At 65.9% G+C, this 17,855-nt stretch carries 19 protein-coding genes and 4 tRNA genes; 20 read left to right on the top strand and 3 right to left on the bottom strand.

All coding sequences use genetic code 11. The features are described from left to right. Nucleotides 1-214: 214 nt before the first annotated feature. Complete coding sequence (htpX, locus tag ACWPXK_RS24680) at nt 215-1,090, top strand: zinc metalloprotease HtpX (protein WP_454198532.1); 876 nt, start codon at nt 215-217, stop codon at nt 1,088-1,090. 16 nt (nt 1,091-1,106) lie between these two features. Here the strand turns inward: htpX and ACWPXK_RS24675 are convergent, their stop codons facing one another. Next, on the bottom strand, nt 1,107-1,571 hold the full coding sequence (locus tag ACWPXK_RS24675; RefSeq protein WP_454198531.1) for a MarR family winged helix-turn-helix transcriptional regulator: 465 nt from the start codon (nt 1,569-1,571) through the stop codon (nt 1,107-1,109). A 125-nt stretch (nt 1,572-1,696) separates the two neighbouring features. On the opposite strand from ACWPXK_RS24675, the gene ACWPXK_RS24670 reads away from it, so the two are divergent. Further along, nucleotides 1,697-2,725 carry a nitroreductase/quinone reductase family protein gene (locus ACWPXK_RS24670; RefSeq protein WP_454198530.1) on the top strand — a complete coding sequence of 343 codons (1,029 nt, stop codon included), beginning with the start codon at nt 1,697-1,699 and terminating at the stop codon, nt 2,723-2,725. On the opposite strand, the gene ACWPXK_RS24665 is transcribed toward ACWPXK_RS24670, so the two are convergent. Continuing rightward, on the bottom strand, nt 2,712-3,203 hold the full coding sequence (locus ACWPXK_RS24665) for a YajQ family cyclic di-GMP-binding protein (protein ID WP_195129371.1): 492 nt from the start codon (nt 3,201-3,203) through the stop codon (nt 2,712-2,714). The two genes, ACWPXK_RS24670 and ACWPXK_RS24665, sit on opposite strands and share 14 nt — an antisense overlap. Before the next feature lie 175 nt (nt 3,204-3,378). Between ACWPXK_RS24665 and ACWPXK_RS24660 the strand changes: the two genes are divergently transcribed. The 11 genes from ACWPXK_RS24660 (at nt 3,379) to ACWPXK_RS24610 (ending at nt 9,260) form a co-directional block, all read left to right on the top strand. Then, nucleotides 3,379-3,461 (top strand) — tRNA-Tyr (locus ACWPXK_RS24660). Between the two features lie 529 nt (nt 3,462-3,990). After that, nucleotides 3,991-4,063, top strand: a tRNA-Thr gene (locus ACWPXK_RS24655). An 82-nt stretch (nt 4,064-4,145) separates the two neighbouring features. Continuing rightward, nucleotides 4,146-4,221, top strand: a tRNA-Met gene (locus ACWPXK_RS24650). 42 nt (nt 4,222-4,263) lie between these two features. After that, on the top strand, nt 4,264-4,434 hold the full coding sequence (rpmG, locus tag ACWPXK_RS24645; protein ID WP_011211653.1) for a 50S ribosomal protein L33: 171 nt from the start codon (nt 4,264-4,266) through the stop codon (nt 4,432-4,434). A gap of 182 nt (nt 4,435-4,616) precedes the next feature. Further along, nucleotides 4,617-5,684, top strand: a complete 1,068-nt coding sequence (locus tag ACWPXK_RS24640) for a fused (3R)-hydroxyacyl-ACP dehydratase subunits HadA/HadB (protein ID WP_454198593.1) — start codon at nt 4,617-4,619, stop codon at nt 5,682-5,684. 221 nt (nt 5,685-5,905) lie between these two features. Continuing rightward, a tRNA-Trp gene (locus ACWPXK_RS24635) sits at nt 5,906-5,978 on the top strand. A gap of 31 nt (nt 5,979-6,009) precedes the next feature. Next, nucleotides 6,010-6,396 (top strand): preprotein translocase subunit SecE, encoded by a 387-nt coding sequence (gene secE / locus ACWPXK_RS24630; protein ID WP_454198529.1) that lies wholly within the window; start codon nt 6,010-6,012, stop codon nt 6,394-6,396. A 117-nt stretch (nt 6,397-6,513) separates the two neighbouring features. Next, on the top strand, nt 6,514-7,302 hold the full coding sequence (gene nusG / locus ACWPXK_RS24625) for a transcription termination/antitermination protein NusG (RefSeq protein ID WP_454198592.1): 789 nt from the start codon (nt 6,514-6,516) through the stop codon (nt 7,300-7,302). Between the two features lie 96 nt (nt 7,303-7,398). Then, nucleotides 7,399-7,833, top strand: a complete 435-nt coding sequence (rplK, locus tag ACWPXK_RS24620) for a 50S ribosomal protein L11 (protein ID WP_039802009.1) — start codon at nt 7,399-7,401, stop codon at nt 7,831-7,833. 75 nt (nt 7,834-7,908) lie between these two features. Next, nucleotides 7,909-8,622: a 50S ribosomal protein L1 gene (gene rplA, locus ACWPXK_RS24615; RefSeq protein WP_454198528.1), complete on the top strand. Its 714-nt coding sequence runs from the start codon at nt 7,909-7,911 to the stop codon at nt 8,620-8,622. A gap of 98 nt (nt 8,623-8,720) precedes the next feature. Then, complete coding sequence (locus ACWPXK_RS24610) at nt 8,721-9,260, top strand: NADPH-dependent FMN reductase (protein ID WP_454198527.1); 540 nt, start codon at nt 8,721-8,723, stop codon at nt 9,258-9,260. A gap of 107 nt (nt 9,261-9,367) precedes the next feature. Here ACWPXK_RS24610 and ACWPXK_RS24605 read toward each other — a convergent pair whose 3' ends face one another. Beyond that, nucleotides 9,368-10,990, bottom strand: coding sequence for an MFS transporter (locus ACWPXK_RS24605; protein ID WP_454198526.1), 1,623 nt, complete (start codon nt 10,988-10,990; stop codon nt 9,368-9,370). Nucleotides 10,991-11,431: 441 nt separating this feature from the next. On the opposite strand from ACWPXK_RS24605, the gene rplJ reads away from it, so the two are divergent. From rplJ to ACWPXK_RS24570, 7 genes are all read left to right on the top strand, one after another. Continuing rightward, complete coding sequence (rplJ, locus tag ACWPXK_RS24600; RefSeq protein ID WP_454198525.1) at nt 11,432-11,971, top strand: 50S ribosomal protein L10; 540 nt, start codon at nt 11,432-11,434, stop codon at nt 11,969-11,971. 67 nt (nt 11,972-12,038) lie between these two features. Beyond that, entirely contained in the window at nt 12,039-12,419 is a 381-nt protein-coding gene (gene rplL / locus ACWPXK_RS24595; RefSeq protein ID WP_040783817.1) for a 50S ribosomal protein L7/L12, read from the top strand. A 207-nt stretch (nt 12,420-12,626) separates the two neighbouring features. Next, nucleotides 12,627-13,760, top strand: a complete 1,134-nt coding sequence (locus tag ACWPXK_RS24590) for an ABC transporter ATP-binding protein (RefSeq protein WP_454198524.1) — start codon at nt 12,627-12,629, stop codon at nt 13,758-13,760. A gap of 11 nt (nt 13,761-13,771) precedes the next feature. Continuing rightward, entirely contained in the window at nt 13,772-14,566 is a 795-nt protein-coding gene (locus ACWPXK_RS24585; RefSeq protein WP_454198523.1) for an MlaE family ABC transporter permease, read from the top strand. 39 nt (nt 14,567-14,605) lie between these two features. After that, nucleotides 14,606-15,433, top strand: a complete 828-nt coding sequence (locus ACWPXK_RS24580) for an MlaE family ABC transporter permease (RefSeq protein WP_454198591.1) — start codon at nt 14,606-14,608, stop codon at nt 15,431-15,433. Then, the gene (locus ACWPXK_RS24575) at nt 15,430-16,782 is read left to right on the top strand and encodes an MCE family protein (protein ID WP_454198522.1); all 1,353 of its coding nucleotides are present in this window, start codon (nt 15,430-15,432) and stop codon (nt 16,780-16,782) included. Before ACWPXK_RS24580 ends, ACWPXK_RS24575 begins: the two co-directional genes overlap by 4 nt. Continuing rightward, a complete protein-coding gene (locus tag ACWPXK_RS24570; RefSeq protein WP_454198521.1) occupies nt 16,779-17,855 on the top strand; it encodes an MCE family protein in 1,077 nt (358 codons plus the stop codon). The genes ACWPXK_RS24575 and ACWPXK_RS24570 overlap by 4 nt, the downstream gene beginning before the upstream one ends.

Raw genomic sequence — 17,855 nt, 5'->3', positions numbered from 1 at the left:
CAAACCTTCCCGTCGGTCAGGAACCTTCATCCGGGCTCCATCGTTGACCTTGTGCAGCGCAGAGTCGAGGCTGACGCGACAGCTGATTTCATGAGTACATGGGTAACTCGTCGGGTACGCCCAGAACTCGAGCGGCACTCAACGCAGGACCTGAACGCAAACCCCGCGTCACCCGACTGGTACGGCCTAAAGACTCGGAGAGGCGGGACAGCACATGCACGGGTTTGCGAATGGACTGAAAACCTTCGGACTGATGGTGGGCCTCTCGGCCTTGATCGTGTTCGCGGGTGCCATGTTCCGCAGCCCGACGATCCTGGTCATCGCGATCCTGCTGGCGGTCGGCATGAACGCGTACGCCTACTTCAACAGCGACAAGATCGCGTTGAAGGCGATGCACGCCCAGCCGGTCAGTGAGCTGGAGGCGCCGGTCGTCTACCGGATCGTGCGTGAGCTGGCCACCACCGCCCGCCAGCCGATGCCGCGGCTGTACATCAGCCCGACGAACGCGCCCAACGCGTTCGCCACCGGGCGCAGCCCTCGGCATGCCGCGGTCTGCTGCACCAGCGGCATCCTGCAGATTCTCGACGAGCGGGAATTGCGCGCCGTGCTCGGCCACGAGCTATCTCATGTCTACAACCGTGACATCCTGATCTCGTCGATCGCCGGCGCGCTGGCGGCCGTCATCTCCGGTCTGGCCAACCTGGCCTTCTTCGCGTCCGTGTTCGGCGGGAACCGCAATGGTGCCGGCCCCAACATCCTGGGCGTGCTGCTGGTGTCGCTGCTCGGTCCGATCGCCGCGACCTTGATCAAGCTGGCCGTGTCCCGTTCGCGCGAATACCAAGCCGATCAGTCCGGCGCCGAGCTCACCGGCGACCCCCTGGCGCTCGCCTCCGCCCTGCGCAAAATCGAGCGTGGTGTCCACGCCGCTCCGCTGCCGCCCGAGCCGAAGCTCGCGGCACAATCGCACCTGATGATCGCCAACCCGTTCCGCCCGGGTGAGCGGGCCGCACGCTGGTTCTCCACGCACCCGCCCATCGCCGAACGCGTCGAGCGGCTCGAGGAGATGGCGGGCGGCCCGCGCCGGTACTGACGTCCCGGCGCTCGGCTCAGTCGTCCATGGCCAACTGGTCTTCGTAGGCGCGGAACGTATCGACGAACAACCGCCGCTGCTCCGGTGTGAGTGGTTCCAGCACCGTTCGCCAAGCTCGCGCGCTGCGGCCCAGCCACTTGTGCACCGACTTCTCGTGGGCAGCCGCTATGGCGACGATGGTGCGTCTGCGGTCGTCCGGGTCCGCGCCACGCTCGAGCACACCCTGTCTGCTGAGTTCGCCGACCATCAGGCTCACCGTCGTCGGAGCCACCTCCAGGCGCGCGGCCAGATCGGTCACCGTGGTCGGCCCGTCGAATATCAGGTTGGCCAGTAGCGACAGGTGCCGAGGGGCGAGCGAGAAGGATTCCAGTTCCTTCGGAACGCCCAGCTTCTTGGCCCGCCCGACCACCCGGGGCATGAGCAGCAGCAGAGTGCGGATGCCCTCATCGACGCCGAGTCCCGCCCGCTCCTCGGTTGACACGCCACGCACCTCCCAATAGCCTTTGTTTACAAAGTAATTTTGCTTGCAAAGCAAAATTCGATTTCGACATCAGGCTATAACCAGCGGTCGCGGCGAGTGCGCCGCGCCGGGAAGGAGCGTCGGACATGACCGATCCGGAGCGGACTCAGCCGGGAGACTTCAACCGCGCCATCATCGCGGAGTTCCGCGCCAATGCGGGCAAGGTCGGCGGGATGTTCGAAGGGGCAGCGCTCCTACTGCTGACCACCGTCGGGGCCAGAACCGGCCGACGGCACACCGTGCCGGTCGTCTACCGCCGGGACGGCGCGCGCGTCCTCGTGTTCGGCTCCAACGCGGGCGCCGACACCCATCCGGCCTGGTTTCACAACGTCCGGGCGAATCCGGAGGTGACCGTGGAGATCGGCACGGGGGACCGGATCGAGACCTTTCCCGCGCATGCCCGAATCCTCCAGGGCGCCGAACGCGATCGCCACTATGCCGCGCAGGCGAGCGACGACCCTGCCTTCGCCGCGTACCAAGCGGCGACCGACCGAATCATCCCGGTGGTCGCGCTGCAATCGGTACCGCAGCCGAACCTGCGCAGGCGGCGCTTCCTGGCGGGTGCGGGCGCCACCGCGGCCGTTGCGGCGGGAGCCGCGGGTGTGCTCATGGTCGGCTCGCCGGACGCGGCCGCGCCCGCTCAGCAGCGTGCCGCGGCCATCGGCGACCACTTGCGCCAGGTGCATGCCCAGTTGCGCCGCGACCTCGCCGCCGTCCGCACGGGTCTCGACGACTATCTTCGCTCTCCCGATGTCACTGCGAAGCCCGCATTCCCGCAGGATCTGCGTGCCCACTGCGTCGCTTTCTGCGGTGCGCTCGGCGAACACCACACCAACGAAGACGGCGTCTTCCCGGCCCTGGTCCGGCTGTGGCCCGAACTCGCGCCGGCGGTGGAGCGACTGCATCGCGAACACGGCACGGTGGCCGCGGCGCTGACCGGCCTACGGGCCCTCCTCGACGCGCCGGAACCGGCGGCCCCGGCTCGGCTGCGCACCGAATTCGACCGCCTGGCAGCGGAATTGGAAACGCACTTCGACTACGAGGAAGACACCCTGGTCGAAGCGCTGAACGCGACCGACCCGGCCGCACTGCGGCCCGCGGTCAGCGGTAATTGACGAACTGGAGCGCGATGCCGAAATCCTCGCCCTTCAGCAGGGCGATGACCGCCTGAAGATCGTCGCGCTTCTTGCTGGTCACCCGCAGCTCGTCACCCTGAATCTGCGCCTTCACGCCTTTGGGGCCCTCGTCGCGGATCTTCTTCGAGATCTTCTTCGCGTGCTCGGAGTCGATGCCCTGCACCAGCGAACCGGTGATCTTGTACACCTTGCCGGAGGACACCGGCTCGCCCGCGTCGAACGCCTTCAGCGAGATATCGCGGCGAATCAGCTTCTCCTTGAACACCTCCAGCGCGGCCTTGACCCGCTCCTCCGCCTCGGCGGTGAGCACGATCTTGTCCTCGCCGGACCATTCGATGGACGCGCCGGTACCGCGGAAGTCGTAGCGGGTGTTGAGCTCCTTCTCCGCCTGATGCAGGGCGTTGTCGACCTCCTGCCGGTCGACCTTGCTCACCACATCGAAAGACGAATCAGCCACGCTGCGCTCCTGTTCTGACGGTCGACAGGTCATCTGAACCGGATGCTTCCGGCCATCGTCAGTTCTACCCGCCAGGCCCGAGGGTAGTCGCGCCGCAGGGCCGATAGCCAGCCGGTTTGCATTAAGGGTGCGGGTTCGATGTATTCTGCTCAGCGCGCGAAACAAATGCGCGAACGGCAGGTTGCCCGAGCGGCCAATGGGAGCAGACTGTAAATCTGTCGGTGAAAGCCTACGTAGGTTCGAATCCTACACCTGCCACCGTCGTTCGCTTGGTGAGCCCTGTACGCGGAAAGCGCGTACAGGGCTCACTTTGTGTGTCTTGGGTGCAACCCCACACCTCGCCCGGCGGGGCTTCGCCCCCCGGACCCCCCTTCCAGTGGTTGCGTTGGTCGGTCTGTGTCCCGGTTGTGGGGCATGCCAGTAATTTGGTTGGGTGCGTGTGTTCGGTTCGCTAGCCCGGCCGGGACGGTCGTCGCGCAAAACACTCAGTGTTGCTATTGCCACTTCACGCAACCCGAGGGCTCGACGCTCGTTTTCGGGCGAGATCCAGCACTGCCTGTTCGCGGACCGACTCACATCAGAGTGGCTGCCGTGTTCCCGGCGAAGTCTCCAGCGGCGGTCGCTCCGGCGCGAGCCGCAAAAAAAGACGCGAAATCACCGCGTCAGCGCGGCCAAAAACACCGCTCTGACCACGCGGTTTGGTGGTGGGAGCGGTGAGTGTGTAACCTCGTTCAAGACTTCACCGCGCTGGGGTCGAGCGTTTGGGGCTCGGTGCGGGAGTAGTCATGCCCCCTTAGCTCAGTCGGCAGAGCGTTTCCATGGTAAGGAAAAGGTCAACGGTTCGATTCCGTTAGGGGGCTCGCCGGATTGCCGGTGGTGACCGACTCGGCATCGCTCCCGTAGTTGCGGGTTGGGCTCGGCACCATGGCAATGCGACGCCGTGGCGGTGTAGCTCAGTCGGTAGAGCAAACGACTCATAATCGTTGTGTCGCCGGTTCAAGTCCGGCCATCGCTACCACAACCGATACAAGCCCATCAGGTACCGGAAAGAAGGCATATCGTGGCCGCGAAGTCCACCGATGTCCGGCCAAAGATCACCTTGGCCTGCGAGCAGTGCAAGCACCGCAACTACATCACGAAGAAGAACCGGCGCAACGATCCGGATCGGCTCGAGCTGAAGAAGTTCTGCCCGAACTGCGGCACGCACCGGGCGCACCGCGAATCCCGCTAGTTCTCCACGCGTGAACTACCGCGTGGAATGGCGCCGGGAGTCGCATCCCGGTATCTCGGGCCGTGACACCGCGAGGGCCGGACAATAGTCCGGCCCTGACGCATTTTCACGGTAAGTGCGGTGGTGAGCGCTCCACCGACTCCGTGGCATCGGGGTCAGATAGGTACAGTCCTCCCGTGACAATCAACACCGGTACAGACGAAGCGGTCCAGGCGGGCGAGGCGCTCGACCCCGCGGCCCACGCCGCGGCGATGGTCGGTCACCACTACCGCGTCGACGACTACTACGAGGTCGGCCGCGAAAAGGTGCGGGAATACGCCCGCGCCGTGCAGGACTACCACCCGGTGCATTGGGACGAGGACGTGGCCCAGGAATACGGCTACGACAATCTGCTCGCGCCGGTCACGTTCATCTCCCTGGTCGGCATCCTGGCCCAGCGCAAGCTGTTCGAACAGGTCGTCACCGGCTACGACCTCAGCCAGATCATGCAGACCGACCAGATCCTGGAGTTCCACCGCCCGATCAAGGTCGGCGACCAACTCACCTGCGACGTCTACCTGCACTCGTTCCGGCAGGCCTTCGGCGGCGACATCATCGTGACCAAGAACATCGTCACCGCGCAGAACGACGAACTGGTGCTCACCACCTACACCACGCTCGTCGGCCGCAGCGGCGGCGACATCGACCCGAACCTCACCGCCGCAGTCCGCAACGTGCTCATGCACGGCATCGGCGAGGAGGCACCCGCACACGCCCCGCGCAGCGCGCCCCCCGCGGTCGAGGTGCCCGCGCCGGTCCCCCCCGCCGCCGAAGGGCTCCGCACCAAGCACGCCATCCGCTTCGAGGACGTATCGGTCGGCGACGAACTGCCTCCGCGCACCGTCCGGCTCACCCGCGGCGATCTGGTGAACTACGCGGGCGTCTCCGGCGACGCCAACCCGATCCACTGGAGCGACGAGGTGGTGAAGCTGGTCGGCCTGGACGACGTCGTCGCGCACGGCATGCTCACCATGGGCCTCGGCGGCGGTTTCGTCACCTCCTGGCTCGGCGATCCCGGCGCGGTCAAGGAGTACAACGTTCGCTTCACCAGCCCGGTCTACGTGGGCACCGACGAGGCCGCCGAGGTCGAGTACACCGGTAAGGTGAAGTCGGTCGATCCGGAGGCCAAGACCGCGGTCGTGGCCATCGTGGCGAAGTCGGCGGGAAAGAAGATCTTCGGCCGCGCGACCGCGACGGTGCAACTGGCCTGACCTGGTCGGCCGACCCTGATTGGCTAATGGCGCGCACGGTAACGTACACTCAGGTTTCTGGGGTCACCAGCCGCTGCGCGCTGCTCTGTAGGGCTGGTTCCAGGCGGTTCGCGAGGATCGCCGACGGGGCCGGCAACTGCCGGAGTGGCGCGCGTGTTGTGTGACACCTGGACGCAACTGAATATCGAAGAGTGGTTGGACAGCTCACTCCGTCCGACCGAAGGGGCGTAGCTCAACTGGCAGAGCAGCGGTCTCCAAAACCGCAGGTTGCAGGTTCAAGTCCTGTCGCCCCTGCCCTGGATGCCAGCGACGAGAGAGGATCGACGTGGACGAGCGGGACACTCGCCGCGGCGCACATGCCGACGAAGGCGATGGCACCGCCGCAGCGACTCGGCCGAGCGGCAAGCGGTCCGCCCGGCGGACTCGCACGTCCTCGCCGGCCGACACGGGCGCGATCGCCACGCTCGACCGCCCGTCGCGGAAGGCAACCAAGACAACCGATCGGGCCGAACGCAAGCCGGGTAATCCGTTCAAGCGTTTGATCAAGTTCCTGCGTGAGGTCATCGCGGAACTGCGCAAGGTGATCTGGCCCAACCGGAAGCAGATGGTCACCTATACGAGCGTTGTTCTGGTGTTCGTGATTTTCATGGTCGCGTTCATCAGCGGGTTGGATCTGGCGTTCATCAAGGGTGTCAACTGGCTGTTCGGCTAGCTGAACGACGCCGACGCCGGTAGCCGATCCCGGGGCGGACACGGGCGGAAGCATTTCGCCGCGCCCGGCCCGGCCACGCAGAGGATGTACGTGACGACACAGGAAGCGAGTGCCCCAGTGAGCACCCCGGAGAACGACACACACGACAAGTTCCCGGCCGACGACGCGGTGGCCGAGCCCACCGACTCCGTCGAGGAGTTCGCGACCGACGAGTCCCCGGTCGAAGAATCGGAGCCCGCTGAGTCCGCCCCCACCGCTGCTGTCGATGCCGAGCCCGCCGATCCCGTCGCCGAGATGAAGGCCGCGCTGCGGCGCGCCCCCGGTGAGTGGTATGTCATCCACTCCTACGCGGGCTACGAGAACAAGGTGAAGGCCAACCTCGAGACCCGCGTGCAGAACCTGGACCTGGAGGACTACATCTTCCAGGTCGAGGTGCCCACCGAAGAGGTCACCGAGATCAAGAACGGGCAGCGCAAGCACGTCAACCGCAAGGTGCTGCCCGGCTACATCCTGGTCCGGATGGAGCTCAACGACGAGTCGTGGGGCGCCGTGCGCAATACCCCCGGCGTCACCGGATTCGTCGGCGCCACCTCGCGCCCATCGCCGCTGTCCATCGACGACGTGGTGAAGTTCCTGGTCCCGGCCGCCCAGCAGCAGAAGAAGCCGGCCGCGGCCGCCGCGGCGGCGGCCACCGAGGCCGCGGGCGGCGAGGTCGCGCCGAAGCCGGTCATCGAGGTCGATTTCGAGGTCGGCGAGTCGGTGACGGTGATGGACGGCCCGTTCGCGACGCTGCCCGCCAGCATCTCCGAGGTCAACGCCGAACAGCAGAAGCTCAAGGTGCTCGTGTCGATCTTCGGCCGCGAGACGCCGGTCGAGCTGGCGTTCACCCAGGTCGCGAAGATCTAGACCAGTTCTGTCAGCGGCAGGGTGAATCCGCCCGGTCGAGGATCGCAACACCACGACTTGCAAAGAGCAAGGACTACAAACACCTAGGAAAGAAAGATGCCCCCCAAGAAGAAGAAGCTCGCCGGGATCATCAAGCTTCAGATCCAGGCCGGCCAGGCGAACCCGGCCCCTCCGGTCGGCCCCGCGCTCGGTCAGCACGGCGTCAACATCATGGAGTTCTGCAAGGCGTACAACGCCGCGACCGAGTCGCAGCGTGGCAACGTCATCCCGGTCGAGATCTCGGTGTACGAAGACCGGTCCTTCGACTTCAAGCTGAAGACCCCGCCGGCCGCCAAGCTGCTGCTCAAGGCCGCGGGTGTGCAGAAGGGCTCGGCCGAGCCGCACCGCAACAAGGTCGCCAAGGTGACCATGGACCAGGTGCGCGAGATCGCCAAGACCAAGCAGGAAGATCTGAACGCCAACGATCTCGATCAGGCGGCCAAGATCATCGCGGGTACCGCGCGTTCGATGGGCATCACCGTCGAGGGCTGAGTGCACTCGCCGCACGGTGGGAGGGCCGGCCAGGCCCGATAACCACGTCTGAACCACACACAAGGACAGAGAATCATGGCAAAACGAAGCAAGGCATACCTCGCCGCGGCCGAGAAGGTCGATCGCACCAAGTTCTACTCCCCGCTGGCCGCCGCGCGCCTGGCGAAGGAGACCGCCAGCACCAAGACCGACGCGACCGTCGAGGTCGCCGTGCGTCTCGGTGTGGATCCCCGCAAGGCCGACCAGATGGTCCGCGGCACCGTCAACCTGCCGCACGGCACCGGTAAGACCGCCCGCGTCATCGTGTTCGCGGCCGGCGAGAAGGCCGCCGAGGCCGAGGCCGCCGGCGCCGACGCCGTAGGCGCCGAGGACCTGATCGAGCGGATCCAGGGCGGCTGGCTGGACTTCGACGCCGCGATCGCCACCCCCGACCAGATGGCCAAGGTCGGTCGTATCGCGCGTGTCCTCGGCCCGCGCGGGCTGATGCCGAACCCGAAGACGGGCACGGTCACCACCGATGTGACCAAGGCCGTCAACGACATCAAGGGCGGCAAGATCAACTTCCGCGTCGACAAGCAGGCCAACCTGCACTTCGTGATCGGCAAGGCGTCCTTCGACGACACCAAGCTGGTGGAGAACTACGGCGCCGCGCTGGACGAGATCCTGCGCGCCAAGCCGTCGACCGCCAAGGGTCGCTACGTCAAGAAGGTGACGGTCTCGACGAACACCGGACCGGGCATCCCGGTGGACCCGAACCGCACCCGCAACCTCCTCGACGAGGACGCGTAAGCAGCACCTGAACACCACCGCAATGGCGGGAACGCGTTTCGCGTTCCCGCCATTGCGCTTTCCGGACTAATTCGCCCGGCAGCGTGGTTGGGTTCGATGTGACAGTCGTCCTGTTGATCTCCGGCAGCACTCGCGCCGCGTCCACCAATTCCTCCGCATTGCGCACGGTCTCGGCGATGGCCCCGGACGGCATCACAACCCGGTGGTACGACGACCTCGCGGTATTGCCCGCCTTCGACCCGGACGACGACGGCTCGGCGCATCCGTCGGTTCTCGCACTGCGTGAACAGCTCTCGGACGCCGATGCGGTCCTGTTCTCCACGCCGGAATACGCGGGCACGCTGCCCGGCAGCCTGAAGAACCTGCTCGACTGGACAGTCGGCACCGGTGACCTTTACGAGAAGCCGGTCGCGTGGATCACTGTCGCGCCGGTCGGCCGGGGCGACGGCGCGACCGCGACTCTGCGGAGCGTGCTCGGCTACGTAGGCGCAGACGTCGATCTCGACGCCTGCCGGCGCCTGCCGGTACTTCGCGAAGACATCGGCCCGGACGGACTGATCGCCGACGCCGAATTCCGGTCCGGCGCGTCCGCGGTATTGCGCCGGCTCGCCCGGTATGCGCAGCGCGCAACGCCCTGAGAACGCCACGCGCCGGTACGCGGACGGGCAATCCGTGTACCGGCGCCCCGCCGCCCGTATCCTGCCCAGGCGCGGCATCCTGGGTCGGCGGCGGTGTCCAGTGGGCGCTACCGCGCCGGATCCTCCTGCGGCTGCGTGGATTTGCGCCATCCGAGCAACACGGAATCGCGATCCTGCACGCCCCAGGGCAGGAAGATCGCCACGAGAACCGCGCATCCGACGACCGCGCTCGCGGCCACCAGCGACGCGGCATGCGAACCCTGGAGCATCGCGGTCTTCATGGCGATGATCAAGTTCTCCCGCTGCGTCTCGAAGAACGGCGCCAGTGGCCGTTTGCGCATTTCGATGACGCTCAGCCCGCTGGCCTTCACCAGGCCCTTCTCGGTGTCGTTCATCAGCCCGGCCGGTACGGCATCGATGCGCGGCCCGATCCGGGTGCTGTAGTACGAGGCCACGATCGAGCCGAGCACGGCGACGCCGACCGTGCCGCCGATCTCGCGGGTGGTGTCGTTGACCGCCGACCCGGCGCCCGCCTCGTTCAGCGGAAGCGAGCCCATGATGGATTCGGTGGCCGGGCCCTGCACGATGGCCAGGCCGAGCGCCATCGAGACCATGGATGGCAGCACATCGGTCACATACGCGCTGTCCACGGTCACCTGGCCACCGAGATACAGGCCCAGGCCGGTCAGCAGCAGACCGAACACGATGACGGGCGTGGTGCCGAGCCGCTGCGCGAGCAGCGTCGCGATCGGCGCGCCGATCGCCACCGAGAACGCGAAAGGCAAAGACGCGATGCCGAATTCGAGCGGCGTGTATTCCCGGACGCCCTGGAAGTACTGGGTGATCAGGAAGAGGAATCCGAACATCGAGAAATAGCCGACCGCGATGGCCAAGGACGGCATCGAGAACCGGCGGTCGCGGAACAGCCGCATATCGAGAATCGGTGCCGCGGTGCGTAATTCCCAGGCGATGAATGCGGCGAGCAGCGCAACGCCGAGCGCGCCGACGCCGAGTGTGGTCACCGACAGCCAGCCATGGCGCGGCGCTTCGATAATCGACCACACCAGCAGTGTGATGCCGGCGATGGACAGCGTGATGCCGAGCGCGTCGAGCCGTCCCACCCGATCCGATCGCGACTCGGGCACCCAGATCAGTGTGGCGGCCAACGCGATGAGCGCCGCAGGCACGTTGATCCAGAACACCGCGTGCCAGGTGAAGTGCTCGAGCAGCCACCCGCCCGAGATCGGGCCGATGGCGATCGCGAAGCCCGCCATGGCGGTCCACGCGGCGACGGCGAGCGCGCGCTCCCTGCGGTCGGTGAAGATGTTGATGATCAGGCCGAGCGTCGCGGGGAAAACGGCGGCGGCGAAGACGCCCATGGCGGCGCGTGCCGCGATGACCGCTCCCATCGAGTTCGACAGTGCTCCGCCGACCGACATGACGGCGACGCCGATCAGACCGATCATCATGACGCGGCGGCGACCGTAGCGATCGCCGAGGTTGCCGAAGGCCAGCAGAAGCCCGGCGAAGCTGAGCGTGTACGCATCCACGACCCATTGCAGGCCGCTGATACCGGTGGCGAGTTCGACGCCCAGGGAGGGCAGCGCCACGTTGACGATGGTGTTGTCCAGGACGACCAGCAGTTCCGCCAGGCAGATCACGGCCAGGGCGACGAAGCGCGCGGTACGTCGTTCCAGCAGCATCGGTGGATCGACTATGGAGGTTGCCATAGCTCGGAGCCTAAGCAGTAACTGTCACTCTAAGTAACAGTTTCTTTGGGCGATGTCGGCCACATTCGATGTGGAAAGTGAGTCAGGACACGTCAATCGAAGGTCGGCAGTAGCGATTCAGCCCCCGCGAAGGGCCGTTTTGGCAGATGGGAACCGTCCAGGTACATTGGACATCAGTTATCGGCAAGTTCGATCGCTACCCAATCCGTTCTACCGAAGACCGTTGGTCGCCGATCCCGCATGGGTTCGGTCGAAGGTCCGGCGACATTGCCGGCGGCCCACGCAGGGAGAGCCGAGGCTGGGAATTGATCCGGGCGCATTGCGCCCCGGACCGGTTTTCTGTTGCGCCCCGGAACGCTCTGCGTTCGGGGCGTTTGTTTTGTCTCCGACCCTGATCGGTAGTTCGCGTGTACGAACCGACCATCAGAGAGGAGGCGAAGTATGGCAAAACCCGAGAAGGTCACCGCGGTCGCGGAGATCGCGGAGCAGTTCAGGAGCTCGACGGCCACCGTCGTCACGGAATACCGTGGCCTGTCGGTCGGCAAGCTCACCGAGCTGCGGCGCGCGCTCGGCGCCGAGGCCACGTACTCCGTCGCCAAGAACACCCTGGTCAAGCGGGCCGCCGCCGAGGCGGGCGTGGAAGGCCTCGACGAATTGTTCGTCGGCCCGACCGCGATCACCTTCATCACCGGTGAGCCGGTCAACGCGGCCAAGGCGCTGAAAACCTTCGCGAAGGACAACAAGGCGCTTGTCATCAAGGGCGGTTACATGGACGGCGCTGCGCTGTCCGTGTCCGAGGTCGAGCGCATCGCCGACCTGGAGACCCGCGAGGTCCTGCTGGCCAAGCTCGCCGGCGCCCTGAAGGGCAACCTGGCGAAGGCCGCCGGTCTGTTCAATGCTCCCGCCTCGCAGGTGGCCCGCCTGGCCGCCGCGCTGCAGGAGAAGAAGCAGGCCGAAGAAGGCGGAACTGCCGCCGAGTAATCCGTGCGGAACGACTCGCCCGCACGACTCGCCCGCATAGACATCAACTACCGAAAGGAATACAACAATGGCCAACGTTGACGAACTGCTCGAGGTCTTCGGCAACATGACCCTGCTCGAGCTGTCGGACTTCGTGAAGAAGTTCGAGGAGAAGTTCGAGGTCACCGCGGCTGCTCCGGTCGCGGTCGCCGCCGTCGGCGGTGCCGCCGCTCCGGCCGAGGCCGTCGAGGAGCAGGACGAGTTCGACGTCATCCTCGAGGGTGCCGGCGACAAGAAGATCCAGGTCATCAAGGTGGTCCGCGAGATCGTCTCCGGCCTGGGCCTGAAGGAAGCCAAGGACCTGGTCGAGAGCGCCCCGAAGCCGATCCTGGAGAAGGTCGCCAAGGAAGCCGCCGAGGCTGCCAAGGCGAAGCTGGAAGAGGCCGGCGCCAAGGTCGCGGTCAAGTAATTCCAGACCGAAAATACGCGAACGGGCGGTCCCCAATGGGGACCGCCCGTTTGTTATTTTTCCGAAAATCATTGCTCTTTTTTTGGGCCTCGGCACTGTTCCGAATACAAGCGGCTTTGTGGAGTTACTCTTCAGTCAAGTCAGGGGTGTGCCCCGTCTCTCTCATGGGTTACAGTGACCGCACCCACTGTGACGTGACACACCGCGATGACCGAGCGCGCGGTTCCGCCGGTGGGCAGCTCGCTGAGAATTGTGGAGGTTGGCGTGGGCGTCGAGGTCAGGACCGAGGGTGTAACCAAGTCCTTCGGTTCGCAGCGAATTTGGCAGGACGTGTCTCTGACGTTGCCGTCGGGCGAGGTGAGCGCGCTGCTGGGCCCGTCGGGTACCGGTAAGTCGGTGTTCCTGAAGTCGCTGATCGGTCTGTTGCGTCCGGAGCGCGGCTCCATCTACATCGACGGCACGGATATCACCACCTGCTCCAACAAGGAGCTGTACGAGATTCGCAAGCTGTTCGGCGTGCTGTTTCAGGATGGTGCGCTGTTCGGGTCGATGAATCTGTTCGACAACGTGGCGTTCCCGTTGCGCGAGCACACCAAGAAGAGCGAATCCGAGATCAAGAAGATCGTTATGGAGAAGCTGGAGCTGACCGGTCTGCTCGGGGCCGAGGGCAAGCTCCCGGGTGAGATTTCCGGTGGTATGCGCAAGCGTGCCGGGCTGGCCCGCGCGCTGGTGCTGGATCCGCAGATCATCCTGGTCGATGAGCCGGACTCGGGTCTGGATCCGGTGCGCACGTCGTATCTGTCGCAGTTGCTGATCGACATCAACGCGCAGATCGACGCCACGATCCTGATCGTCACACACAACATCAACCTGGCCCGGACGGTGCCGGACAACATCGGCATGCTGTTCCGCCGCCAGTTGGTGATGTTCGGCCCGCGTGAGGTGTTGCTGACGTCGGAGGAGCCGGTGGTCAAGCAGTTCCTCAACGGCCGCATGATCGGCCCGATCGGCATGTCCGAGGAGAAGGACGAGGCCCAGATGGCGCGCGAGCAGGCGCTGGTCGACGCCGGTCACCACCACGGCGGCGCCGAAGAGGTCGAGGGCATCATCCCGCAGATGAAGGCCACGCCGGGCATGCCGGTGCGTCAGGCGGTGCTGCGGCGTAAAGAGCGCGTCCGGGAGATCATGCACACGCTGCCGCACGCGGCTCAGGTCGCGATTCGCGAATCACTTGCCGAGAACGACGACACGCAGGTGATGGCGTATAACAGCGGCGACCTGGCGAATTACCAGGGCGGCGCGTACGACGCCACCGTGCGACCCAACACAACTAACGGGTAACATCTGCGATCGTGAATTCCACCCTGGCGCGATTGCGAACTCCACTGGAGTCGGGGTTTGCCCAGGCCGGCAACATCTTTGCGCTGTTCATCGACGTCCTCCGCAAGACGTTCCGCCGGCCCTTCGAGTGGCGGGAGTTCATCGAGCAGTCGTGGTTCATCGCGAGTGTTTCGATCCTGCCCAGCGCACTGGTCGCGATTCCGTTCGGCGCGGTCGTGGCATTGCAAACCGGCTCGCTGATCAAACAACTCGGCGCCGAATCGTTCACCGGCGCGACCAGTGTGCTGGCTACCGTCCAGCAGGCCGCTCCGGTCGTCACGGCGCTGATCATCGCGGGCGCGGCCGGGTCGGCGGTGGCCGCCGATCTCGGCTCACGCACCATCCGCGAGGAAATCGATGCCATGGAGGTGCTCGGTGTCGATCCGGTGCGAAAGCTCGTCGTACCGCGCGTGATCGGCATGATGCTGGTGGCGTTGCTGCTCAACGGCCTGGTGTCGGTGGTCGGCATCGCGGGCGGCTACTTCTTCAACGTGCTGCTGCAAGGCGGAACGCCCGGCGCCTACCTGGCGTCGTTCTCCGCGCTCGCGCAGCTGCCGGACCTGTGGATCGGCGAGATCAAGGCAGCGGTGTTCGGCCTCATCGCCGGTGTGATCGCCGCGTACAAGGGGTTGCATCCCAAAGGGGGTCCGAAAGGAGTCGGTGACGCGGTGAACCAATCCGTGGTGATCACGTTCATGGTGCTGTTCTTCGTGAATCTCATCCTGACCCTGGTGTACCTGCAAGTCGTCCCGGCCAAGGGCTCCTGATCGATGGCCACGTCATACCGCACCCCGGTCGCAAGGTCGATGCGCCGGGCCGGAGAAGTCATCCGCATGCCGCTCAACGTCATCGATCGCGCGGGCGACCAGATGTCGTTCTACTCCCGGACCATCGCCTGGATCCCGCGCACCGCCGTGCACTACCGCAAGGAGGTCATGCGGCTGCTCGCCGAAGTCACCTTCGGCACCGGCGCGCTAGCGGTGATCGGCGGAACCATCGGCGTCATCGTGTTCATGTCCGGCTCGGTCGGCGTCGTCGTCGGCCTGCAGGGCTTCAAGGCGCTCGACGCACTCGGCAGCTCGGCGCTCACCGGCTTCCTCACCGCCTACATCAATACCCGCGAGATCGCACCGCTGGTCGCCGCGCTGGCGCTGTCGGCGACGGTCGGCTGCGGTTTCACCGCACAGCTGGGCGCCATGCGGATCTCCGAGGAGATCGACGCGCTCGAGGTGATGGCGGTCCCCGGCATTCCATTCCTGGTCACCAGCCGCGTGATCGCCGGATTCCTCGCGGTGATCCCGCTGTACATCGTGGGCCTGCTCGGCACGTTCCTCGCCTCCCGAATGGTCAGCATCTGGTTCAGCGGGCAGTCCAGCGGGTCCTATGACCACTACTTCAGTTTGTTCCTGCCACCGGAGGACGTCCTCTATTCGTTCCTCAAAGTGCTGGTCTTCGCCTTCGTGATCATCATGGTGCACTGCTACTACGGCTTCCACGCCACCGGCGGACCCGCGGGCGTCGGCGTCGCGGTCGGTCGCGCGGTCCGCGCCGCGATCGTGCTGGTGAACATCCTCGACTTCTTCCTCAGCCTCGCCATCTGGGGCACCACGACCACGGTGCGGGTGGCCGGATGACCCGCGGGGTGCAGACCTGGCGTTCGACGGAGAAACTGCGCGTCAGGGTGCTCGGCATCGCGTTCTTCGCGGTGGTGGCGCTATTCCTGTGGACGACGGTCGCGATCTACAACAAGCAGTTCGTGCGGACCGTGCAGGTCGATCTGATCACCGACACCGTGGGCAACGCGCTGACCCGCAACGCGGACGTGAAGGCCCGCGGCGTCACCGTCGGCGAGGTGCGCTCGAGCCGTTCCGAGGGCGGCGAGGTGACGCTGAGCCTGGCCATCGATCCGGACAAGGCGCAACAGATTCCGGTCAACGCGACCGCGCGGCTGCTGCCCAAGACGCTGTTCGGCGAGCGCTATGTGGACCTGGTGATCCCGGAGGACCCGAGTCCGAAGCATCTGACCGACGGCGTGACGCTGCACCAGGACGTCAGCGGCAACGCCATCGAGCTGAGCAAGCTGCTCGATGACCTGCTGCCGCTGCTGCAGGCGATTCCGCCGCAAGACCTCGCCGCCACCCTGGGCGCACTGTCCCAGGCCCTGTCCGGTCAAGGCCTCGCGCTCGGTCAGAGCCTGGACCGGCTGGACGAGATCTTCCGCCAGGTCAACGGCGTGCTTCCCGATCTGCAGGCCGACCTGCGCAGTTTCGCCGAGGTGGCCGCCACGTACTCCGACGCGGCCCCGCAGCTGATCCAGGCGCTGGACAACCTGCGCACCACGAACGCGACGATCGTGCAGCGGCGCACCGACATCGATGTGCTCTACGCGACCCTGACGCCGACCTCGGCGACCACCGCCGATTTCCTGATCGCCAACCGCGACAACATCATCGACGTGGCCGCCGACTCCCGTCCGGCACTCGAGCAGCTGGCCTACTACTCGCCGAACTACGCCTGCTCGCTGGCGAACTTCGCGCAGTTGAAGCCGCGCATCGACAAGATCTTCGGCAAGGGCACCGATCGGCCCGGCTCGCGGGTCACCATCGAGCTGACCAATACTCGCGGCAAGTACCTGCCGAACCAGGACGAACCGCGCTGGCTGGACACCAGGGGACCGTGGTGTATCCCCGAGATGCCGTTGGGCGTCGACCCCGGCCAGTACACCGGCGGTCCGAACAACGACGGCTCCTACGCTGTGCCCAGCCGCAACCCCGGTGACCAGGAGATCGGCAAGCTGGAGCCGCCGCAGTTCGGCGTCTACCCGGCGAGCGAGATGCCCACGATCGCCGGTTCCCCGATGGAGCAGCAGTCGCTCGGCGCGATCTACGGCGCGGCCAATGGTGTCGCGCCGGATCAGGTGCCGGGCTGGGTGACCCGGGCCGGTGCGCCTGCGTTCCGCGGAAGTGAGGTGAGCGTGCGATGAGGCAGCCGTTGCGTGGCCTGGGCGGACCGCTGGCCAAGCTGATCATCTTCGTGGTGGTGACCTTGTTCGTGACCACCATGCTCGGATTGTCCATCGCCAACTACAGCCGCGGCGGTACCGGGTTCAAGGCCAGATTCACCGACGTCACCGCGCTCAATCGCGGTGACGAGGTGCGCATCGCGGGCGTGCGGGTCGGCAAGGTCACCGATGTGTCGATCGTGGACAAGCGTGTGGCCGAGGTGAAGTTCGATCTCACCGACCGGGACTGGTTGCCCGCCTCGACCACCGCGACGATCAAGTACCGCAACTTGGTCGGCCAGCGCTACATCGCCTTGGAGCAAGGCACCGGGGCGCAGGGCCGCAAGCTGACCGAGGGCGCCACCATCCCGTTGGAGCGAACCAGGCCCGCGTTGAACCTCACTACCCTGTTCAACGGCTTCCGTCCGCTGTTCCGCACGCTGACCGCCGAGGATGTGAACAAGCTGTCCTTCGAGATCATCCAGGTCTTCCAGGGCGAGCAGGGCACGATCCACGATCTGGTCGCGACCACGGCGAATCTGACCAACAAGATCGCGGACAAGGATGCCGTGATCGGTGAGCTGACCCGTAACCTGACCGCCGTGCTGGACACGGTCAACCAGCGCGACGACCAGTTCGACCAGTTGATCGTGAACACCGAGGCGCTGATCAGCGGACTCGCCGCGGAACGCGACACCATCGGGCGCTCGGTGACCTCGCTCGCCGACCTGACCTCGGCCACGTCCGACCTGCTGGTGCCGGTCCGTCCGACGCTGCAAGGCTCGATCGCGGGCCTGAGCCAGCTGACCGGCACCCTCGACGAACGCCAGGACGAGGTGAACGAGGCGCTGTACAACCTGCCGATCAAGATGGAAAAGCTCGGCCGCGCCGGTAGCTACGGCTCCTGGTTCCAGTTCTATCTGTGTGGCATCGATATCGTCGTCGGGCCGGGCGCGGTCGACGCGCCGCAGCTCAACCTGCCCGCCGGGATGCCGACGATCAACCAGCCGCTGTACACCAACGCGGCGCCCCGCTGCCAGGGGAGGGCTCGCTGA

Source organism: Nocardia sp. Marseille-Q1738 (assembly GCF_965283145.1).
Note: the sequence above shows the minus strand (reverse complement) of the source record. Positions and strands in the feature narration are given on the sequence as shown.

What these genes read in the sequence shown, in the direction of transcription:
- ACWPXK_RS24590 (WP_454198524.1), top strand. Translation starts at nt 12,627, where the DNA reads ATGACCGAGCGCGCGGTTCCGCCGGTGGGCAGCTCGCTGAGAATTGTG.
- htpX (WP_454198532.1), top strand. Translation starts at nt 215, where the DNA reads ATGCACGGGTTTGCGAATGGACTGAAAACCTTCGGACTGATGGTGGGC.
- ACWPXK_RS24670 (WP_454198530.1), top strand. Translation starts at nt 1,697, where the DNA reads ATGACCGATCCGGAGCGGACTCAGCCGGGAGACTTCAACCGCGCCATC.
- ACWPXK_RS24605 (WP_454198526.1), bottom strand. Translation starts at nt 10,990, where the DNA reads ATGGCAACCTCCATAGTCGATCCACCGATGCTGCTGGAACGACGTACC.
- ACWPXK_RS24575 (WP_454198522.1), top strand. Translation starts at nt 15,430, where the DNA reads ATGACCCGCGGGGTGCAGACCTGGCGTTCGACGGAGAAACTGCGCGTC.
- rplK (WP_039802009.1), top strand. Translation starts at nt 7,399, where the DNA reads ATGCCCCCCAAGAAGAAGAAGCTCGCCGGGATCATCAAGCTTCAGATC.
- rplL (WP_040783817.1), top strand. Translation starts at nt 12,039, where the DNA reads ATGGCCAACGTTGACGAACTGCTCGAGGTCTTCGGCAACATGACCCTG.
- ACWPXK_RS24580 (WP_454198591.1), top strand. Translation starts at nt 14,606, where the DNA reads ATGCGCCGGGCCGGAGAAGTCATCCGCATGCCGCTCAACGTCATCGAT.
- rplJ (WP_454198525.1), top strand. Translation starts at nt 11,432, where the DNA reads ATGGCAAAACCCGAGAAGGTCACCGCGGTCGCGGAGATCGCGGAGCAG.
- rplA (WP_454198528.1), top strand. Translation starts at nt 7,909, where the DNA reads ATGGCAAAACGAAGCAAGGCATACCTCGCCGCGGCCGAGAAGGTCGAT.
- ACWPXK_RS24570 (WP_454198521.1), top strand. Translation starts at nt 16,779, where the DNA reads ATGAGGCAGCCGTTGCGTGGCCTGGGCGGACCGCTGGCCAAGCTGATC.